Below are 17,542 nucleotides of genomic sequence, written 5' to 3' on the forward strand. Positions count from 1 at the left end.
GTTTAGCTATAGAGCGTTATTCACTTTTGGGATTTTGTATGTCGGGTATTTTAAATACGGTCGATCAGCGTACCAATCTGGTGGGGGAAAACCGCCTCGAATTGTTGCTATTTAGCTTAAATAGTCGCCAAATTTTTGCTATCAACGTATTTAAGGTTCGGGAAGTCATTAAGATGCCGAAAACCACCAAAATGCCGGGTTCGCACCCGAACATTACTGGTGTGGCGTCGTTACGTGGTGATCCTGTGCCGATTATCGATTTGCGCCGCGCGATTGGTTTTCCGCCTTCGCGTTTAGAAAACCCCGAGCAAAATCTGATCATCACCGAATATAACCGTACAGTGCAGGGCTTTCTGGTCGGGCAGGTGCGTAATATCGTCAATACCGCTTGGACCGAGATTCAGCCGCCACCAAAATCGGCCGGACGTTCAAACTACCTGACGGCGATTACCCAAATCAAAGAGCAGGACCAAACTAAAATCGTTGAAATCATCGACGTTGAAAAAGTGCTGGCAGAGATCATCGATTACGATGTGTCGATCTCACAAGAGGTGCTGGATCCTGCGCTGGTGGATGAAATGGTCGGACGTAATATTCTGATCGTGGATGACTCATCAACCGCACGTAACCAGGTGAAAGGCACGCTGTCACAGCTTGGTCTGAATATCATCGAATGTCGCGATGGCTTGGAAGCGTTGAAGCTACTAAAAAGCTGGTGTGATAAAGGCAAAGACATCAACAAAGAGCTGCTGATGATGATCACCGATGCCGAAATGCCGGAAATGGATGGCTATAAACTGACGCATGAAGTGCGCAACGACCCGCGCATGGCGGACCTGTTTATTACCCTCAATACTTCTCTGAGTGGCAGCTTTAATGAAGCCATGGTGCAGAAAGTCGGTTGTAACCGTTTTATTTCCAAGTTCCAGCCGGACCGATTGGTGGAAGCGGTGCAAGATCGCATGCGTGAAATTCTCTAATCGCAGCCAAGTACACTTGCATTCAAAAGCGCTGAATGGTCAGCGCTTTTTTTGTCGGTGAAGCTAACGCACCGCGCAACGTTAATGAAAATCCCGCGACTGAGTTTGTAACTGGTGGAGTTTTGGCGTCAGATCGATAAGTCGGCCGGCGATGACGTGAATTACGCTGCCTTCGCGTTCCAAAATCCCTTTCACCATCAGCATCTTGGCGCTGATATAGGCGCTTTTTTGCGCCCGCGCAGTGGCTTGCCATACCACCACATTGATGTTGCCTGTATCATCTTCCAGAGTAAAAAAGGTCACGCCCGCCGCCGTGCCAGGGGACTGGCGTCCGGTGACGATTCCTGCCACGGTGACCAGCGACTTGTGCGGTAACTGAATCAAATCTCGCATGCGGGTAAAACGCCCCAGTTCGCCTGCGGTATCGAGCAAGGTCACCGGGTGCTGGGTGAGAGACAAACCGAGCGAGGCGTAGTCTTCGACCAAGGTATCCATGTCACTGGGCTGTTGATACAGCGCAGGCGCAGCTTCTTCTAGTTGCTCAAACAGAGGCAAATCGGAGAGCGAATCCATCATTGTCCAGCGGGTCGCATAGCGATTATGCGCAAAGCTGTGCAGCGCGTTGGCTGACGCGAGCGACTCCATGTCCTTTTGGGTGAGCCCGCAACGTTTCAACTGCGCCGGGTGGTGAAATCCTTGCGCCGGACGAGCGTTCAGCAGCAATTGCGCACCTTGTTCGCTGAAGCCTTTTACCTGTCGCAGGCCAAGGCGCATTGCCCATTGCTGATCATGCTCGACCACTTGATGATCCCACTGCGAGGCGTTCACGCACACCGGTAGCACCGCGATGCCGTGACGCTGAGCATCCTGAACCAGTTGCGAGGCGCTGTAAAACCCCATGGGTAGGCTATTGAGCAGCGCGGTATAAAACGCTTCCGGATAGTAGTATTTCAGCCATGCAGAGCAGTACGCCAGTACCGCAAACGAGGCTGAATGACTTTCCGGAAAACCGTATTCGCCAAAACCGCAGATTTGATCATAAATCCGCTCGGCAAACGCCAGCTCATAACCCCGCGCCAGCATGCCGTTGATCAGCTTGGTGCGAAATTTCGCCAGCTCGCCAGTTTTCTTCCATGACGCCATGGCGCGGCGTAATTGGTCGGCTTCACCGCCCGAAAATCCGGCAGCGACCATGGCAATTTTGATCACTTGCTCTTGGAAAATCGGTACGCCCATGGTGCGTTGGAGTACCGCTTCCACCTCTTTTGACGGGTAGGTGACGTCTTCAATGCCATCGCGCCGCTTGAGAAATGGGTGCACCATGTCGCCCTGAATCGGGCCGGGACGCACAATCGCAATCTGAATCACCAAATCGTAGTAGCAGCGCGGTTTCAGGCGTGGCAGCATGCTCATCTGAGCGCGCGATTCAATCTGAAACACGCCAATGGTGTCGGCGCGCTGAATCATGCCATACACGTTGGCATCATCCTGCAGGCGAGTGATATCGGCAATGCTGAGTTTGCGCTGATACTGCTGCTCAATGCAGGTAAAGCACTTGCGAATCGCGGTTAACATGCCAAGTGCCAATACATCGACTTTAAACAGCCCGAGACTCTCCAAATCGTCCTTATCCCACTGAATAATGGTGCGTTCCGGCATAGCGGCATTTTCAACCGGCACCAGTTCGTACAGCGGGCCGGAGGAAATAACGAAACCGCCGACGTGCTGTGATAAATGACGTGGAAAGCCGATCAGTTCGTTGACCAGCTCAATAAACTGCTGTCCTTTGAGCGACTGCGGTTCCAAGCCCAGTTCAGTGAGCTGCGCTTGCCAGCCCAAACCGCGATCGCGGCGGTTAACGTTCTTGATGAAAAAATCGAGTTGCGCCTCATGGATGCCGAGCGCCTTACCCACATCGCGCACGGCGCTTTTAAAGCGATAGCTGATCACCGTCGCCGCCAAGGCTGCTCGCTCACGGCCATACTTGCGATACAGATACTGAATCACCTCTTCGCGCCGTTCGTGTTCAAAATCGACATCAATATCCGGCGGCTCTTGGCGCTCTTTACTGATGAAGCGCTCAAACAGCACGCTGATCTGGCGTGGATCCACCGAAGTGATTTCCAGGCAGTAACACACCACGGAATTGGCCGCCGAACCGCGCCCCTGATAAAGAATGCCGCTGTGTTTGGCGAACATCACAATGTCGTGAATGGTGAGAAAGTAGTAGGGCAGATCGAGCTCTTCAATCAGCGTCAGCTCTTTTTCAATTGTGGCGTTGATGTCGGCGGGCACGCCGTGCGGAAAGCGCAGCGCTTTGCCTTGCTCGACGAGCTGACGCAGATAGGCCATCGGCGTGTGACCATCGGGCACCAACTCACTGGGGTAGCGGTAGTGAAGCGAGCCCAACTGGAATTCGCAGCGTTCAGCAATGCGCACACTTTCTTGCAGCCATTCGGGCGGAAACAGTTTACTCAGCTTGGCCTGGCTGCGCAGCGCACGCTCGGTATTGCTCACCAAATGGGCCTGAATGTGTTCTACCGGCTGGCCGCGTTGAATAGCGGTCAGAATGTGTTGCAGGGGCAGGCGGGTTGCGTTGTGCATCAACACGCCGCCGCAGGCGGTAATTGGCATCTCTAATTCTCGTGCCAGCGTGCGGCAGTGGCTGAGGTAAGCGTTGTCTTGCGGCCCGAGGTGGCGTTGCACGCCCAGCCATAATCGATGGGGGTGATGCTGACGCAGCCATTGCCCCCAGTACTTGTCGCGCTCGGTGTGGCTCGGCAGCCAAATCACCAGGCAGTGGCGCGCCGACATCACATCCCATTCCGACAGTTTGTATTGGCCTTTCTCACTACGCCGCCGAGCATTGGTGATGATGCGGCACAGTTCAGCATACGCGTCCTGATTCGGGCACAGCAATACAAAGCGGCACTCGTCATTGAGCTGAAACAGGCTGCCGACAATCTGTTTGATGCCCAGTTGTTGCTGCTTTATGGCAGTGTGGGCGCGGACCACGCCAGCGAGCGAGCACTCATCGGTAATCGCAATGGCGTGATAGCGCAGAAAATCAGCCTGAATGACCAATTCTTCGGGATGAGATGCGCCGGTCAGAAACGAGAAATTACTCTGACAGAACAGTTCTGCATAAACCATGATTGCCTCAGCTGAATTGGCCGTGAATAAACCATTGCTGCTCGGGAGTGCGAAACACCCACAGCCAGCGCCCTTGCTCGGTGCGAGCGATAAAATAATCACGAATCATGTTGTGGCCGTCCCACCAACCGGTCGCGATGCGCTCCGGGCCATGAATCAACGAGACCGCTTCGCACAGCGGCTGCGGCTGCGGTAACAGCAGGCTGGGGCGCAATTCGGCGCGGCGCAGTGGCTCGGTTGTTGTCGTGGCTGGATGCACATTTGGATGGACATAGCGACTGCGCTTTTCCGGCCTTGGGTCATCACCCAGTTGCAGCTTGTGCACATGCGATGGGCCGAGTTTGGCTTGCAGAAGCGTGATCAGTTCCAACGCGCTTTGTTGGCCTTTGATGCCCGAGAAAAAATCTTCGGCAGTCTGCTCGGCAAGCCCCGCCCGCACCACGCTTAGCGTCAGGCTGACGACTGGATGTTCCAGCAGCAGCGATTCCATGCTCAAGCGGCACAACTGCGCCCATTTTTCCGCCTGATAATCGCCACGCGCGGAAGTGAATGTCACACTGTGTTGAATTTTGTCACGCTGCGTCAGCGTGAGTTTCAGATCGAACGCAACCTGATTGCGCAGTGTCAGAAACAGCTCCAACCGCGTGAGCAGGCGGCGCAGCGGTTTTTCCAACCACTGCACGTTGTCGATTTCATACAGCAGTTCCAGATGGCTGTGAAACGCTTCCGGTGGATGATAAAAACTGACCGGATGTTTGAATTGTCCCAGCAGCCGGCCAACATAGTTGACCAAATCGATGTCAAAGCGGCGCGCGATCTCCTGCATGGGCAGCGCGAGCAGGCTATCGATGTCTCGAATGCCGACGCGCGCCAGTTTATCGGTATGTTTACCTTCCAGTTCGGTGGCGGTCAGCGGAAAGCGGCCGACCTTTTGGCGCAAGATAGCCGTATCCGCTTCAATCAGGTTGGCACCGCTTTTGGCGAGCAACATGGCGCTCAACGGTGAGAAACCACACCCGTAGTGGTAACGCACGCCACGTTGATCCAGATGATGGCTGAGCGTGCGCCAATAAGCGGTTAGGCCACCATAGAGCGACAGCATATTGGTTGCGCGTAGCAAAAGCCCTTGCGGCGGATACAGGGCAATGTCGGAGGTGACCAAATAGAGCCACTGCGCAATTTCTTCCACCGCTCGTTGCTCAATCTCGGCATCGTAAGGGTGTACTTGCAGCTCCGCGCACAACGCGGCCGCGCTGCCAAGCCCCATGTCCAGTGTGATGCCTTGGTTGAAAGCCAGTTCGTTGGCTTGCACCACTTGATGCACGCGCCCATCGACAATCACCACCGGAACCGCAGGCTCCGTTTCTGCCGTCGGCGCAAACACAGTATCGAGTTGCAGCGCAGGAAAATGCAGGTAGATCCACAGCGTCATCATCAGCCTTGCTTGCGCAGCGGAAACGGCACCACCACCGATGCGGGTCGGGGCAATGTGAGCGCTTGCCAGCGCTCTGCCATCGAGACAGAAAAAGCGCCCAATGGCCAGCCGCCACGACGTTTGGGAACACTCACTTCCACGCCTTGAGGATGGGCGCTCAGGACGAGTGTCATGGTCACGGGCAAAGAAAACAGGTTGTCTTGGCGCGAGCGGAACAGGAACTGCAAACAGTCACCGGTTTCACACGCCACTTGCAGACGGCGCGCGTGATGCACTTCCAGTTTGTCCTGCCACAACAGCACTTGGCTGCAAGCGCCGCTGCGAGCACATTGCTCGGCTGACCACAACGCTTCCTTGGCGGTTGGCGGGGTCAGAATCAACACGTTATCGAGATGGATTCCGGCGTGTTGCAGGCTTTCGGCGTGCACTTGTCCCGGCGGGTTGATCAGTACGGTCAGGCGTTCATGATGTTGTTGTAGATAAGGAAACAACAGACGTAGTTCACCGATGCCGCATGCCGACTGAATATCAATCACGCCGTGTGCCGGAAAGCCGCCAGCCAGCTGGTGGTCGAGTTCGGCAAAGCCTGTAGCATGGGAGGGCGGCTCGCACGGCGTATCGGAGCCTTGCCATAACCAGTGTTTATTTTTGAGGTGTTCGATCAGTTCATACATAACAATTTACCTGTATATTTGTACAGTATATTTCGTTATATTGAACATTCAAGAGAAAAGTCGCGGTGCAGAAAGTAAAAAGCCCTGCTGATTGAGCAAGGCTTTGAATTCAGAACGAGTTTTTCGTTTATTTTTTGGGTTGTGCGTCGATGCACTGACCGTTGACCGCTTTCCCTTCCGGCGCCATCAGATAGACGTAGAGTGGTATGATATCCAGCGGCGTTTTCAGCAATTCAGCATCTTCTGCCGGGAACGCTTTGGCGCGCATGCCCGTGCGGGTGCCGCCAGGATTAATGGCGTTGACGCGAATGGTGCTGTCGCTCAGCTCGTCTGCCAGCACTTGCATCATGCCTTCGGTAGCAAACTTTGAGATCGAGTAAGTGCCCCAGAATGCACGACCGACATGCCCCACCGTTGAGCTGGTGAACACAATGCGCGCATCGTCAGATTTGTGCAGTAGTGGCAGCAGTGCTTGTGTCATCAAGAACTGAGATTTCACATTCACCTGCATCACATCATCAAACGTATCTTCGCCGATTTGATCGAATGGGCTCAATACACCAAGAATCCCTGCGTTGTGTAACACACCATCCAGACGACCAAACTGGCCCTCAATAGTATCAACCATATCAACGTAGTTCTGTTTGGTGGCGCCTTTCATGTCCAGCGGAACGATTGCCGGCTGCGGGTAACCCGCGGCTTCGATTTCGTCGTAGGTTTGCTCCAGTTTTTTCACTGTGCGGCCAAGCAGAATTACGGTAGCACCGTGCGCGGCGTAAGAGATGGCTGCCTGTTTACCAATGCCATCACCAGCACCGGTCACCAGAATAACTTTATCTTTCAGGGCATCTTTAGAAACTGAATAATCCACGTTACGTTTCCTTATTCTTATGATTTGCTTTAAGTCTTCGTGACAAGGTGGTTACAATACACCAATTCGCATTGAAGAGGATGAACACATTGGAATTTTTGTTGGACTATGGCCTGTTTTTGGCCAAGATTGCGACTGTCGTCGTCGCTCTCGTGGTGTTATTAGTCATTGTGAAGTCCGTGGGCGGAAGACACAGCGCCGCCAAAGGCGAGCTGGAAGTCACCAACCTGACTGAGCAACACAAGCAGACAGTGGAACAGCTTGAATCTCATCTCCATGATGACGCTTTTCTGAAAGCCCGCGACAAAGCGGAGAAGAAAAGCGAAAAGGAAAAGAACAAATCTCGCGAAAAAGAAGTCAAAAAAGCAGCGAAAAGCGGTGAACTAGATACGAAGCGCGATCCGCATCTGTTCGTGCTGGATTTCCACGGCAGCATCGATGCCAAAGAAGTCACCTCGCTGCGTGAAGAAGTCACGGCCATTTTGGCGGTTGCACAACAGGGCGATGAAGTGCTGCTGCGCCTGGAAACGGGCGGCGGCATGGTGCACGGCTATGGCCTGGCATCTTCTCAGTTGGATCGCCTGAAAGCAGCTGGTCTGCCGCTGACGATTGCGGTCGACAAAGTGGCGGCCAGTGGTGGTTACATGATGGCATGTATCGCCGATAAAATCGTGTCGGCGCCGTTTGCGATTGTCGGTTCGATTGGTGTGGTCGCGCAACTGCCTAACTTCAACAAATTGCTGAAGAAACACGACATTGAATTTGAACAGCTGACCGCGGGTGAATACAAACGCACGCTGACGATGTTCGGTGAAAATACCGATAAAGCACGCGAAAAGTTCAAAGAAGAGCTGGAAGAAACGCACGTACTATTCAAAGACTTTATTCGTGAACACCGTCCGGATCTGGATTTGGAAAAAGTGGCGACTGGCGAGCACTGGTTCGGTACCCAAGCCAAAGCACTGGGGCTGGTGGATGAGATCAAAACCTCAGACGACCTGATTGTCGACGCGTGTAAGAACAAAACCGTACTGGCGCTCCACTACGTGCAGAAGAAAAAACTGACCGCCAAGCTGGCGGGTGTGGCCGGTGAAGCTGCCGACAGCGTGTTGCTGAAGCTTATCAGCCGCGGCCAGCGTCCGATTGTATAATCCATATTGAACCACCCAAGCGCCCCAATACGGGCGCTTTCGTTTGATGACCTCGTTCATTTGATGACATAGTTAAAAAGGTACTGTGATGAACCCGATTCTCGCACTGTTGAAAGAGAACAATATTAGTGACCAACAAATTGGTGAGCTGTTTCAGGCGCTGACGCAAAACCCGCTGGCCGCGATGATGACCATCAGCCAACTGGGTTTGCCGCAGGAAAAACTGCAACTACTGATGGGCCAAGTGATGCAAAATCCGGCGCTGATTAAAGAAGCGGTGGAAGAGCTGGGCTTGGATTTCTCGAAAGTTGAAGAAGCGAAGGCGAAGTTGCAGCAGTAAGTTTATTGCTGGTTCGTAAGCAATGGAAAGGGTCGCCGGTGTCATACTGACGGCCCTTTTTGTTTTTCGTTGGCGCAGGTCGGAACGGCTTTAGTTATTCCAGGTACCGTAAATATTTATCCACGAATTTCTCACTAAATGAGGAATAAATGGAGCGCTGTGTTCCATTTGGTTTTAGGAGCTGGAGGCGTTTGAAAATGTTTAATGGGTCATAGCTATGTAATCATTTAAGCATAGCAAGCCAATAAGCCTCTCTCTGTTCGTTGCCCTGAAGATATCCAGATGCCTTAGCTCTGCCTAATTAAATTTAATAATTGGGAACTCAGTTCATGTGGTCAGATAATCAGCTTGTCAACGACGTTCTGTGATGAAAACGAATTGAACGAATGACCTTACGACTGACCGTGGGTTTGAGTACATACTCCGGTTACATCTTTTCCCAATCAAACAACTTTACAATAGAGAGTGGTACGAATGCTAAGTACAGTTAAAATGAACAAGAACCTGTTTACCCTTACGTTATCCATCCTAGTTCTTAGTATGACTGGATGTTCAGCCTTAAAAGAAAAAGCCGCTAACGCGAGCCAAGAGCGTGCTGCGAAGTTCTCGGATGAGGAGCTATGTAAAAACTACAAGGAAGACACCAATATTTACTACGTTGAAGCGAACAAAACAGAAGTGCAGAAACGAGGCCTGAGCTGCAATTAAACACAGAACTGTTGATGTGTGATATAGCAATGTCGATCACATTCATCATAATCCACCTGTAGGGAGTATATAGGCAGAGCTCACAACTCCCTCCGGGCCTAACGACAAAATAATACAGTCTAATCAAGCATCCTAAGATGCGTTGATCCCGATTAGATCTGACTCATCTATTTAAAAAGAAAAGAGTGGTTTACTCGGATTAAAGATTATTCATCCTTAATCAACGAGATTAATAGGCAATTCACTTTCTTCATCTCAGCAATCCAACCATCACACGGAGCAAGCACGCAGCATTCAGCCGTGGACTCTTGACTTGAAAACTTTGTTGATAGCAACAGGAAAATCGCCTGTGTGAGGCTATACATAAAGAAAAAATCGATCGATACATTCGCCATTCTGGTTACACTTGAATCGGAACGTGCCGTCCATATGAACTGGTCTTAACCTGCAATGATCGTAAGATAGACGGCAATGCTGATTGACAGTGATGAATGTTCTCACAAGCTCCGTGAGCATGTTGAGCTCAGTAGGTCCAAGTGAGGAGCGTTCAGTTTCTGTTGGTAGGGTAACATAGGTTATCCAGAATAAATGAAGGTAATAATAGCCTGGAAGGTGATGATAATGGATAGCCAGCATAGAACGGATAAAATAATTCCTAGTCTCATAGTCATATCTCTTTTGTGCATTTTTTCGAAAGATAGTGTTAGACAAAAGAGATAAGAAATAATTAATATTAATAATCGTTATTTCCGAAGCCTAGCTAATTACTCCATGCATCGAACAATGATTTTATCCACATCGTAGTAGCAGAAGTATTTATCAGCCAGCAAATATTGGTATCTTCTTTCTTTGTAGATATCGACACCTAAAAAAGATTTTTGTATCTGACTGACAATAGGTGAAGATGAAGCAATAAACACAACTGGCTTGTTAATTTGTTCAACTTCTTCAATTTTTTTGGTCTTGGAGAAAAGTATTCCATCTTTACTGTAAATGTCACCATTGATAGAAAATGAGCTATATTGTTTTTTATTGTAAATGTCGGAAATATTTACGATGGATGTGTATTTTTCTTCTTTAGACAAAAAGTCGACATTGGTTTTTAACTCAATTCTATCTTCATTATTCATGATGATGACTTCATTTCTTTTATAGTATCCATCAACAGGTAATTCACTTCTTCTGTTTATTGAAATGAATGCAATAACAAGAATAAAAAAAAGCAATGTGTTAATTATTTTTAAGTGTTTCATAGATTACACCCGCGGATTTTCAGCTCTTGAAAAATTTCATCTAGGTCGTTACCAGAGTAGGAGACCAAAGATTCTTGCCTTAAGCAGTCAATAACGACCCTGTTTCCTATAGAGTTGATAAATAAAACATGTTTATTTTGTTGAAGAGCCTGTTTGATCATTTTGTCCAAGCTGCTAAATGCGATTTCTTTGGTATCAGAGCCCTGCTGGGTGGAGACTAGTTTAGAAAACAACGTGGTGTCGTTATTTGGTAATACAGCAATATAACTATTAGTTTGAACAATGTTGACGGGTGATGTTTCAATATGATTGTTGCTTTGCAATACAAACAGCACGAGAAGAATCAGATTAACAACCAAAAGAGGATAACCGATGAATTGAGATGTTAACTGTTGGAGGCGCACCGATGGGAAAGGAGACTTTTTATTGATGACCTGTGCGGCCTCGGCCATACTTTCTGTTTCTGTTTCTGTTTCTGTTTCTGTTTCTGTTTCTGTTTCTGTTTCTGTTTCTGTTTCTGTTTCTGTTTCTGTTTCTGTTTCTGTTTCTGTTTCTGTTTCTGAAAGCAGAATTTTAGGGTCTACAACAACGTATCCCTTATTTTTTTCATTGATGATGATATCCAGCTGAGTGTGATTTTTTAGGATCTTTCTAAGGTTAGCAATAGAGACTGGGACTGAGTTTTTCGAGACCAGTTTTCCTGGCCATCCAATTGATGCGAGGTTCTCTTTACTATAGTACTCACCTTTGTGATTTAGCAAGTGAGCGAGTATCGCTGATTCAGCATAGGAACATTTATATCTCACTTGATCGACAGCAATAAAATAGCTCCCTCCTTCCTCACTAAAGTCAATATATATGTAGTTGCTAGTCATTCTATGCTTGTCTCTCACTTTCGCATGCCGATACGAAACCATAGTACTACAAACCGTCTTGATGACAAATTGAGTGACGCTAACTCAAAAATGAAGGTCTTCTTTATCCACTCTACTTGTTTTTGAAACTATAAATTAATTATCTATTTAACTGGTTGATTTTTAAGTGAATTATAATTATTAATTTTAATTAGAATACCTTTTCTAGTGATGGCGTTAAGGTTTCATCACTGATACGGAATGATGGTTAGAAGCTATTGATACGTCGCCAAATCAGCATTAACTAAGTTTTTTGTGTTCACAGTGAAAGCTATGGATAGAGGCGTGACGGTAAAGAACTTAAATGAAAACACAGTTTAAGAGCTTTGAGCTTTTACCAATAGATAAGGTATAAAAAATGATGAAATTTACTTTGATCACTGTAACTCTTGCGACTCTACTATCAGGAGTGGCACAAGCAGAACAAGTTGACTTCGATGGTTTGAGCGTTGGCGCTTCAGTGGTCGGGCAGGCATACAATGATACGAGCGATCACAATCGCGATGATGATACAACCCAGTTTACAGGCTACGGCATTCAGTTTGACTACAGTATGAACAAGATTCTTGGTATCACGGGTGGTTACACGAACACTAGCTCGGATGATTGGGGATTGGATCTACAAACAGAACGTTTCTACACAGGGGCTAATATTGGTTACCGTTTTGAAGGCGAACAATGGGCCGTTAAACCGTTTGGTACAATCGGATTTAATACTATCGAAGCCAAGGTTAAAGATTTCTCCGTGAACAAAACATTCAACAAACCTTATTTAGGGGTGGGTGTGTCACTGATGTACAAACAGCTTTTTGCAACACTGGCGACTGATGCAACGAAATTGGATAGTGATGTTGTTTTTGTCGAGTCTCGCCTGACTTTAGGTTATCGCTTCTAAGTATTAATCTGTTTAAATAAGAAAAGGGTTTGAAAGATGAAAATGCTGGATATTTTTCTATTGGTGTTTTCATCTTCCGCCAACAATGAAGGCAATTTTTATTTTACGGAAAATCAGATTGGCATTTACCTTATGTTAATAATACCGACCATAATAATGATCGCACTCTTATTTTATAAAGTGGGTTCATCTGTTAATTATCGAAAAAATACACGCATTAGAACCGAAAAAGCAGAAGCCTATCAAGTGGTAAAAATATATGTATCTCGAATGGAAAAACTGATGCAGGCTTATGAAATGGAAAGAACCAAACTTCAGGAAGCGAATGTCATGCTTAATGCTGCTCATTTTCGTATCGCGTGCTTAAAGTCTGTATTGGCAAATCATCAAGAGACGACCTCCTTTAATTTCTTTGAGGATGTGACTACCCCGGAAGTGCTTAAAAAGCGTTACAAGTTACTCAGTGCTGCTTATCATCCAGACAAGGGAGGCAACCTTGCCGTTATTAAGTTGATTAATCAGCAATATAAAGCGGCTGCTCTTTTGCACATGGCATCGTGTAATCACTTCTCTTCTTAAACATCACCCTTAGGTATTATCATCACTGACTTATAAGGCGATTGCAGCCGCATAGTTTGAGTGTCAGTGCGAGGAGTCCTCCGCCAATCACACCCGCCAAATGTGCTTCGGTCGCCACACGTGCATGAATCAGTTGCTCAGTCCCCATCGAGCTGCCAAACGCTTGTTCCCACACCACTTTCGCCACCACGCCAAGCACCAACAGCCAACTGCTGCGACGGCCTTGCAGCGCCTCTTGCAGGGCAAAGAAAGCAAACAGAGCGTGTAAGGTGCCGGAAAGACCCACGTAGATGCGCATGTCGGTAAGCAGCACGCATAGTCCAATCCACACGCTGAGTGAGAGCAATAGAATCAGCAACGTACGCGCCGCTGGTTTAAAGATAAAACTGATGATCCACAACCCGGCGAGGTTCATGCCTAAGTGGGCAAAGTTGGTATGGGTGAAATTTCCTGTTAGGATGCGCCACCATTGGCCGTGTTGAATGCCGCTGAGCTGCCACGCACTCCAACCGGCGAGCGGCTCGAATTGCAGCCCGAAACAAACGATACTGATTAAAAATAATAGCCACAGGTAAAGATTCACAGTATGTCCCGTTATTGTTCAGAGTGTGGAAAAGCACGCAAAGCCTGCATTTGTGATGCGATTGTGCCGTTAAGTTCGCGAGTGGAGCTTATCATCCTTCAACACCCAACTGAAGAACACCGCCCGATGGGAACGGCGCGCATTCTGAGCCTGTCGCTCCCCAACAGCCGCTTGCTGGTGGGGGAAGATTTTCGTCAGCACGAGGAACTGAGCCGCCTGTTGGCCGATGAAAACGCGCAACATTTCGTGTTGTACCCCAGTGAGCAGTCGCAATCCTCGGCCGAGTTTGAGCCCGAAGCAGGGAAAACGCTGCGCGTGATTCTGCTGGATGGAACGTGGAAAAAAGCGTTCAAAATGTGGCAGGTGAATACGCAGTTGCATGCGTTGCCCTCGCTGCACTTACCCAAAGATCTCACCGGCAATTACCGCATCCGAAAAGCGCCGAGTGACAATGCGCTCTCAACCGTCGAAGCGGGTTATCATCTGTTGCAAAGTTTGCAGCCAGAGAGCGATTTTTCGCCGCTGATAAACACTTTTGACGCCATGATCGAGTATCAGATTCAACACATGCCGCCGGGCGTGTTTGAGCGCAACTACCTCAATAAAGACCAATAGTCGCGCTCACTCCACTTAGTAATGCACATGCGCGGAGAACAGTTGCTGATGCAAACGCTGGGCGTAAGCATCGCTCATCGCTGCGATGTAATCACAAATGACTCGCATGCCATCGCCGGATGCATGTTCCGCCGCTTGCCATTTCTCGCGGGTCGCCTGTGGCAGTAAGCGCTCCGGATCGGCAGCCAGGGCTTCAAACAAATCCATAATGATCTGCTGGCCCTTGTATTCAAAACGCTGTACTTGCGGCACCTGAATGACATACTGATTGACGAAGTTCTTGAGAATCTCCAGAGCATCGGCCATGTTCGGCTCCAAATAGGCGTTAAATGCCAGCAGATCACTGTCGAACGGCGCATCCACCGGGCGTACGCTGATACTGGTCAGCAGCGCATTGACGATGCCCCCGATGGCGTCTTTGCGCACATGGTGCTGGCCGGAAAACAGCATTCCACTCAGCTCATCAATGTGTTCGGCAAACCAACATTCACCGCTGTTGGCGAGCAGGTTCGCGGCCGCTTGTTGCCATTGCGTCTGCGTGACCATACCCAGCACTATTGCATCTTCCAGATCGTGTACCCCGTAGGCAATGTCATCCGCCAGCTCCATGATCGAGCAGTCGAGCGATTTAAAGCGGGTTTTCTGGTGCTTATACGGCGTTTCCGCTTCGCCGCGCATCTGGCTCAGCAGCGCGCGATCGTTCGGGGTGAGCGGCGCTAAGACCCACTCAAACATTTGGCGGTCACAATCGTACACGCCTTTGGCTGGCGACCAGTCTTTGGCTTTGAGCTGACGCTGATGCGGCACCGACTCGGGAATTTTCTCGGCGCGGGTCTGACTCAACAGCGCCGGGTATTTCAACAGGCCCAGTAGCGTGCGGCGCGACAGGTTCATGCCGTGATGCTCGGTGTAAGGCTCTAAACAAGTGACGATACGAAACGTCTGGGCGTTGCCTTCAAAGCCGCCGTGTTCACGCATCATGTAGTTCAGTGCGATTTCGCCCCCGTGACCATAAGGTGGGTGACCGATGTCGTGCGCCAGACACAAAGAATCAATCAGGCTGTCGGAAGGCATCAGGTCGCGAAATTCCGGCTGTTTGAGTTTGATTTGCGCCACGATGCCGGTACCGATTTGGGCGGCTTCAAGGGAGTGGGTCAGGCGAGTGCGGTGGAAATCGTTAAGGCTGGTGCCGTGTACCTGAGTTTTGGCCTGCAGACGGCGGAATGCCGCAGAGTGTAGGATGCGTGCGCGGTCGCGTTGAAACGGACTGCGGTGATCGTTGCGGCGAATTTTGTGTTCGTCGTTGTTGCGTTCTTGCCAGTCTGGACTGATGGATACCTGCATACACTGCTCCCGTTCCATTTCCGTGCTGTCTGGAACGCCAGACAGCTTAAGGATACTCGACCATTTTTATAAAACTTACAGCGACTTAACTGATTTCGTCCAGTGTTAATTCAAAGCTTGGCGCGAAGGTTTCCAGAAAATAGGCCATTTCCGGAGTATGGCGCTCTTGCAGCGTTACATCGAGGCGTTTTTTTGCCAGCGCAAATTCGTGATTACCAGCGCTGAGTTCTTCCAGACATTTGAGGTAAGCACAGATGCTGTCGGCTTGTTTGACGATGGCCGCATCTTCTTCATACGCCGCTTCGTGAACCAGAAATGGCGCGAAATCTTGCTGAAATTCTTCCGGTAACATCGACAATAAACGGCGCTCGGCCGCGGCTTCGATTTTCTTATATTCTTTGGCGATGTCCGGATTGTAGTATTTCACCGGGGTCGGTAAGTCCCCGGTCAATACTTCACTGGAGTCGTGGTACATGGCAAGAATCGCAATGCGTTCCGGGTTCAGTGTCCCGCCAAACTTTTTGTTTTTGATCACCGCCAGTGCGTGGGCGACAAATGCCACCTGCAAGCTGTGTTCAGAGATGTTTTCTTTGGAGACGGAGCGCATCAGCGGCCAGCGCTGGATCAGCTTCATGCGGGCGAGATGGGCAAAAAAATGGCTTTCTTTCATAACTCTCGGCAATCCTCATCTAAAAATCAGGCTCTCTTCTAGTGTATAAAAGAGAGCCTGAATAGCCTAACTGATCACCGGAGGTCGATGAAAGTGTTATTGACTGTAGGTGCTGAGGAATCGTTCAAAGCGGCTGATGGCGATTTCCAGATCTTCTACGTGTGGCAGGGTCACAATGCGGAAGTGGTCTGGTTTCGGCCAGTTGAAGCCACTGCCTTGAACCAGCAGCACTTTTTCCTGAACCAGGAAGTCGAACACCATCTTCTGGTCATCTTTAATGCTGTATTTCTTGGTATCAATTTTCGGGAACAGATACATCGCGCCTTTTGGCTTCACGCATGATACACCCGGAATCTGGTTAATCATTTCCCATGCACGGTCACGTTGCTCGAGCAGACGACCGCCCGGCAGGATCAGTTCATTAATACTCTGGTAGCCGCCCAGCGCTGTCTGGATGGCATGTTGCATCGGCACGTTGGCACACAGACGCATAGAGGCCAGAATATCCAGACCAGCGATGTAACCTTGCGCCTGATGTTTAGGACCAGTCAGGAACATCCAGCCGCCACGGAAACCGCACACGCGGTAGGCTTTCGACAAGCCGTTAAACGTCATCACCAATACATCTTCGGTCAGGGTCGCGACTGAAATATGTGTTGCACCGTCGTACAACACTTTGTCGTAGATTTCATCGGCGAAAATGATCAGCTTGTGCTGACGCGCTACTTCAATCACTTCCAGCAGAAAATCACGGCTGTACACTGCACCTGTCGGGTTGTTCGGGTTAATCAGTACGATGCCGCGGGTTTTCGGGGTGATCTTTTTCTTGATGTCATCAATGTCCGGATACCAGTCCGCTTGCTCGTCACACAGGTAGTGCACGGCTTTACCGCCTGACAGTGCAACGGCTGCTGTCCACAGTGGGTAGTCCGGAGCCGGAACCAGCATTTCATCGCCATTGTTCAGCAGGGCTTGCATCGCCATCACGATCAGTTCAGACACGCCGTTACCCACGTACACGTCTTCCACATCCAGAGAGCGGATGCCTTTTTTCTGATAGTGCTGAACGACAGCTTTACGTGCCGAGTAGATACCTTTGGAATCACAATAACCTTGTGATGTTGGCAGGTTACGGATCACGTCGACCAGAATTTCGTCCGGGGCGTCGAAACCAAATGGGGCCGGGTTGCCGATATTGAGCTTTAGTATTTTATGCCCTTCTTCTTCCATGCGTTTAGCATGTTTAAGTACTGGTCCTCTAATGTCGTAGCAGACATTATCGAGTTTTGACGACATCCCGATATTTTGCATTGCGTTACCCCAGGAAATAATTGAATTTCTTTATTAAAGTACAACAGATTGCCTTTTTTTAGAATA

17 protein-coding genes are annotated in these 17,542 nt (G+C 49.4%); 7 read left to right on the forward strand and 10 right to left on the reverse strand.

Annotation, left to right across the window (positions count from 1 at the left end):
• The first annotated feature begins 38 nt into the window (after positions 1-38).
• On the forward strand, positions 39-980 hold the full coding sequence (locus DYA43_RS04175) for a chemotaxis protein CheV (RefSeq protein WP_024374820.1): 942 nt from the start codon (positions 39-41) through the stop codon (positions 978-980).
• An 81-nt stretch (positions 981-1,061) separates the two neighbouring features.
• Here the strand turns inward: DYA43_RS04175 and DYA43_RS04180 are convergent, their stop codons facing one another.
• The 4 genes from DYA43_RS04180 to DYA43_RS04195 form a co-directional block, all read right to left on the reverse strand.
• Positions 1,062-4,133, reverse strand: coding sequence for an error-prone DNA polymerase (locus DYA43_RS04180; RefSeq protein WP_061056274.1), 3,072 nt, complete (start codon positions 4,131-4,133; stop codon positions 1,062-1,064).
• A 7-nt stretch (positions 4,134-4,140) separates the two neighbouring features.
• Positions 4,141-5,565, reverse strand: coding sequence for a Y-family DNA polymerase (locus tag DYA43_RS04185; protein ID WP_061057192.1), 1,425 nt, complete (start codon positions 5,563-5,565; stop codon positions 4,141-4,143).
• Positions 5,566-5,567: 2 nt separating this feature from the next.
• Entirely contained in the window at positions 5,568-6,242 is a 675-nt protein-coding gene (imuA, locus tag DYA43_RS04190; protein WP_061056275.1) for a translesion DNA synthesis-associated protein ImuA, read from the reverse strand.
• 127 nt (positions 6,243-6,369) lie between these two features.
• Entirely contained in the window at positions 6,370-7,113 is a 744-nt protein-coding gene (locus tag DYA43_RS04195) for a YciK family oxidoreductase (protein ID WP_061056276.1), read from the reverse strand.
• Between the two features lie 89 nt (positions 7,114-7,202).
• Here DYA43_RS04195 and sohB point away from each other — a divergent pair, with 89 nt between their 5' ends.
• The 3 genes from sohB to DYA43_RS04210 all read left to right on the forward strand — a co-directional run bounded on the left by sohB (position 7,203) and on the right by DYA43_RS04210 (position 9,312).
• Complete coding sequence (gene sohB / locus DYA43_RS04200; RefSeq protein ID WP_020329896.1) at positions 7,203-8,264, forward strand: protease SohB; 1,062 nt, start codon at positions 7,203-7,205, stop codon at positions 8,262-8,264.
• A gap of 88 nt (positions 8,265-8,352) precedes the next feature.
• Positions 8,353-8,604: a DUF2999 family protein gene (locus tag DYA43_RS04205; RefSeq protein WP_020329897.1), complete on the forward strand. Its 252-nt coding sequence runs from the start codon at positions 8,353-8,355 to the stop codon at positions 8,602-8,604.
• Positions 8,605-9,078: 474 nt separating this feature from the next.
• Positions 9,079-9,312: a hypothetical protein gene (locus DYA43_RS04210; protein ID WP_225869427.1), complete on the forward strand. Its 234-nt coding sequence runs from the start codon at positions 9,079-9,081 to the stop codon at positions 9,310-9,312.
• A 764-nt stretch (positions 9,313-10,076) separates the two neighbouring features.
• Here DYA43_RS04210 and DYA43_RS04220 read toward each other — a convergent pair.
• Positions 10,077-10,565, reverse strand: coding sequence for a hypothetical protein (locus DYA43_RS04220; RefSeq protein WP_061056277.1), 489 nt, complete (start codon positions 10,563-10,565; stop codon positions 10,077-10,079).
• A complete protein-coding gene (locus DYA43_RS04225) occupies positions 10,562-11,440 on the reverse strand; it encodes a winged helix-turn-helix domain-containing protein (RefSeq protein ID WP_061056278.1) in 879 nt (292 codons plus the stop codon). Before DYA43_RS04225 ends, DYA43_RS04220 begins: the two co-directional genes overlap by 4 nt.
• A 397-nt stretch (positions 11,441-11,837) precedes the next feature.
• Between DYA43_RS04225 and DYA43_RS04230 the strand changes: the two genes are divergently transcribed.
• A complete protein-coding gene (locus DYA43_RS04230) occupies positions 11,838-12,374 on the forward strand; it encodes an outer membrane beta-barrel protein (protein WP_061056279.1) in 537 nt (178 codons plus the stop codon).
• 36 nt (positions 12,375-12,410) lie between these two features.
• Positions 12,411-12,953, forward strand: a complete 543-nt coding sequence (locus tag DYA43_RS04235; RefSeq protein WP_115241593.1) for a J domain-containing protein — start codon at positions 12,411-12,413, stop codon at positions 12,951-12,953.
• A 22-nt stretch (positions 12,954-12,975) separates the two neighbouring features.
• On the opposite strand, the gene rrtA is transcribed toward DYA43_RS04235, so the two are convergent.
• Positions 12,976-13,536 (reverse strand): rhombosortase, encoded by a 561-nt coding sequence (gene rrtA, locus DYA43_RS04240; RefSeq protein WP_061056281.1) that lies wholly within the window; start codon positions 13,534-13,536, stop codon positions 12,976-12,978.
• Positions 13,537-13,539: 3 nt separating this feature from the next.
• Between rrtA and DYA43_RS04245 the strand changes: the two genes are divergently transcribed.
• Entirely contained in the window at positions 13,540-14,151 is a 612-nt protein-coding gene (locus tag DYA43_RS04245) for a tRNA-uridine aminocarboxypropyltransferase (RefSeq protein WP_061056282.1), read from the forward strand.
• Between the two features lie 15 nt (positions 14,152-14,166).
• On the opposite strand, the gene DYA43_RS04250 is transcribed toward DYA43_RS04245, so the two are convergent.
• The 3 genes from DYA43_RS04250 to DYA43_RS04260 form a co-directional block, all read right to left on the reverse strand.
• A complete protein-coding gene (locus DYA43_RS04250) occupies positions 14,167-15,495 on the reverse strand; it encodes an anti-phage deoxyguanosine triphosphatase (protein ID WP_061056283.1) in 1,329 nt (442 codons plus the stop codon).
• A gap of 85 nt (positions 15,496-15,580) precedes the next feature.
• The gene (gene yfbR / locus DYA43_RS04255; protein WP_020329908.1) at positions 15,581-16,165 is read right to left on the reverse strand and encodes a 5'-deoxynucleotidase; all 585 of its coding nucleotides are present in this window, start codon (positions 16,163-16,165) and stop codon (positions 15,581-15,583) included.
• Positions 16,166-16,261: 96 nt separating this feature from the next.
• Positions 16,262-17,476 carry a pyridoxal phosphate-dependent aminotransferase gene (locus tag DYA43_RS04260; RefSeq protein WP_020329910.1) on the reverse strand — a complete coding sequence of 405 codons (1,215 nt, stop codon included), beginning with the start codon at positions 17,474-17,476 and terminating at the stop codon, positions 16,262-16,264.
• Between the last annotated feature and the right edge of the window lie 66 nt (positions 17,477-17,542).

Origin of the sequence: Vibrio fluvialis (assembly GCF_900460245.1) — a bacterium.
Classification (GTDB): domain Bacteria; phylum Pseudomonadota; class Gammaproteobacteria; order Enterobacterales; family Vibrionaceae; genus Vibrio; species Vibrio fluvialis.

What these genes read in the sequence shown, in the direction of transcription:
- DYA43_RS04175 (WP_024374820.1), top strand. Translation starts at nt 39, where the DNA reads ATGTCGGGTATTTTAAATACGGTCGATCAGCGTACCAATCTGGTGGGG.
- DYA43_RS04180 (WP_061056274.1), bottom strand. Translation starts at nt 4,133, where the DNA reads ATGGTTTATGCAGAACTGTTCTGTCAGAGTAATTTCTCGTTTCTGACC.
- DYA43_RS04185 (WP_061057192.1), bottom strand. Translation starts at nt 5,565, where the DNA reads ATGACGCTGTGGATCTACCTGCATTTTCCTGCGCTGCAACTCGATACT.
- imuA (WP_061056275.1), bottom strand. Translation starts at nt 6,242, where the DNA reads ATGTATGAACTGATCGAACACCTCAAAAATAAACACTGGTTATGGCAA.
- DYA43_RS04205 (WP_020329897.1), top strand. Translation starts at nt 8,353, where the DNA reads ATGAACCCGATTCTCGCACTGTTGAAAGAGAACAATATTAGTGACCAA.
- DYA43_RS04210 (WP_225869427.1), top strand. Translation starts at nt 9,079, where the DNA reads ATGCTAAGTACAGTTAAAATGAACAAGAACCTGTTTACCCTTACGTTA.
- DYA43_RS04220 (WP_061056277.1), bottom strand. Translation starts at nt 10,565, where the DNA reads ATGAAACACTTAAAAATAATTAACACATTGCTTTTTTTTATTCTTGTT.
- DYA43_RS04225 (WP_061056278.1), bottom strand. Translation starts at nt 11,440, where the DNA reads ATGACTAGCAACTACATATATATTGACTTTAGTGAGGAAGGAGGGAGC.
- DYA43_RS04230 (WP_061056279.1), top strand. Translation starts at nt 11,838, where the DNA reads ATGATGAAATTTACTTTGATCACTGTAACTCTTGCGACTCTACTATCA.
- DYA43_RS04235 (WP_115241593.1), top strand. Translation starts at nt 12,411, where the DNA reads ATGAAAATGCTGGATATTTTTCTATTGGTGTTTTCATCTTCCGCCAAC.
- DYA43_RS04245 (WP_061056282.1), top strand. Translation starts at nt 13,540, where the DNA reads ATGTCCCGTTATTGTTCAGAGTGTGGAAAAGCACGCAAAGCCTGCATT.
- DYA43_RS04250 (WP_061056283.1), bottom strand. Translation starts at nt 15,495, where the DNA reads ATGCAGGTATCCATCAGTCCAGACTGGCAAGAACGCAACAACGACGAA.
- yfbR (WP_020329908.1), bottom strand. Translation starts at nt 16,165, where the DNA reads ATGAAAGAAAGCCATTTTTTTGCCCATCTCGCCCGCATGAAGCTGATC.
- DYA43_RS04260 (WP_020329910.1), bottom strand. Translation starts at nt 17,476, where the DNA reads ATGCAAAATATCGGGATGTCGTCAAAACTCGATAATGTCTGCTACGAC.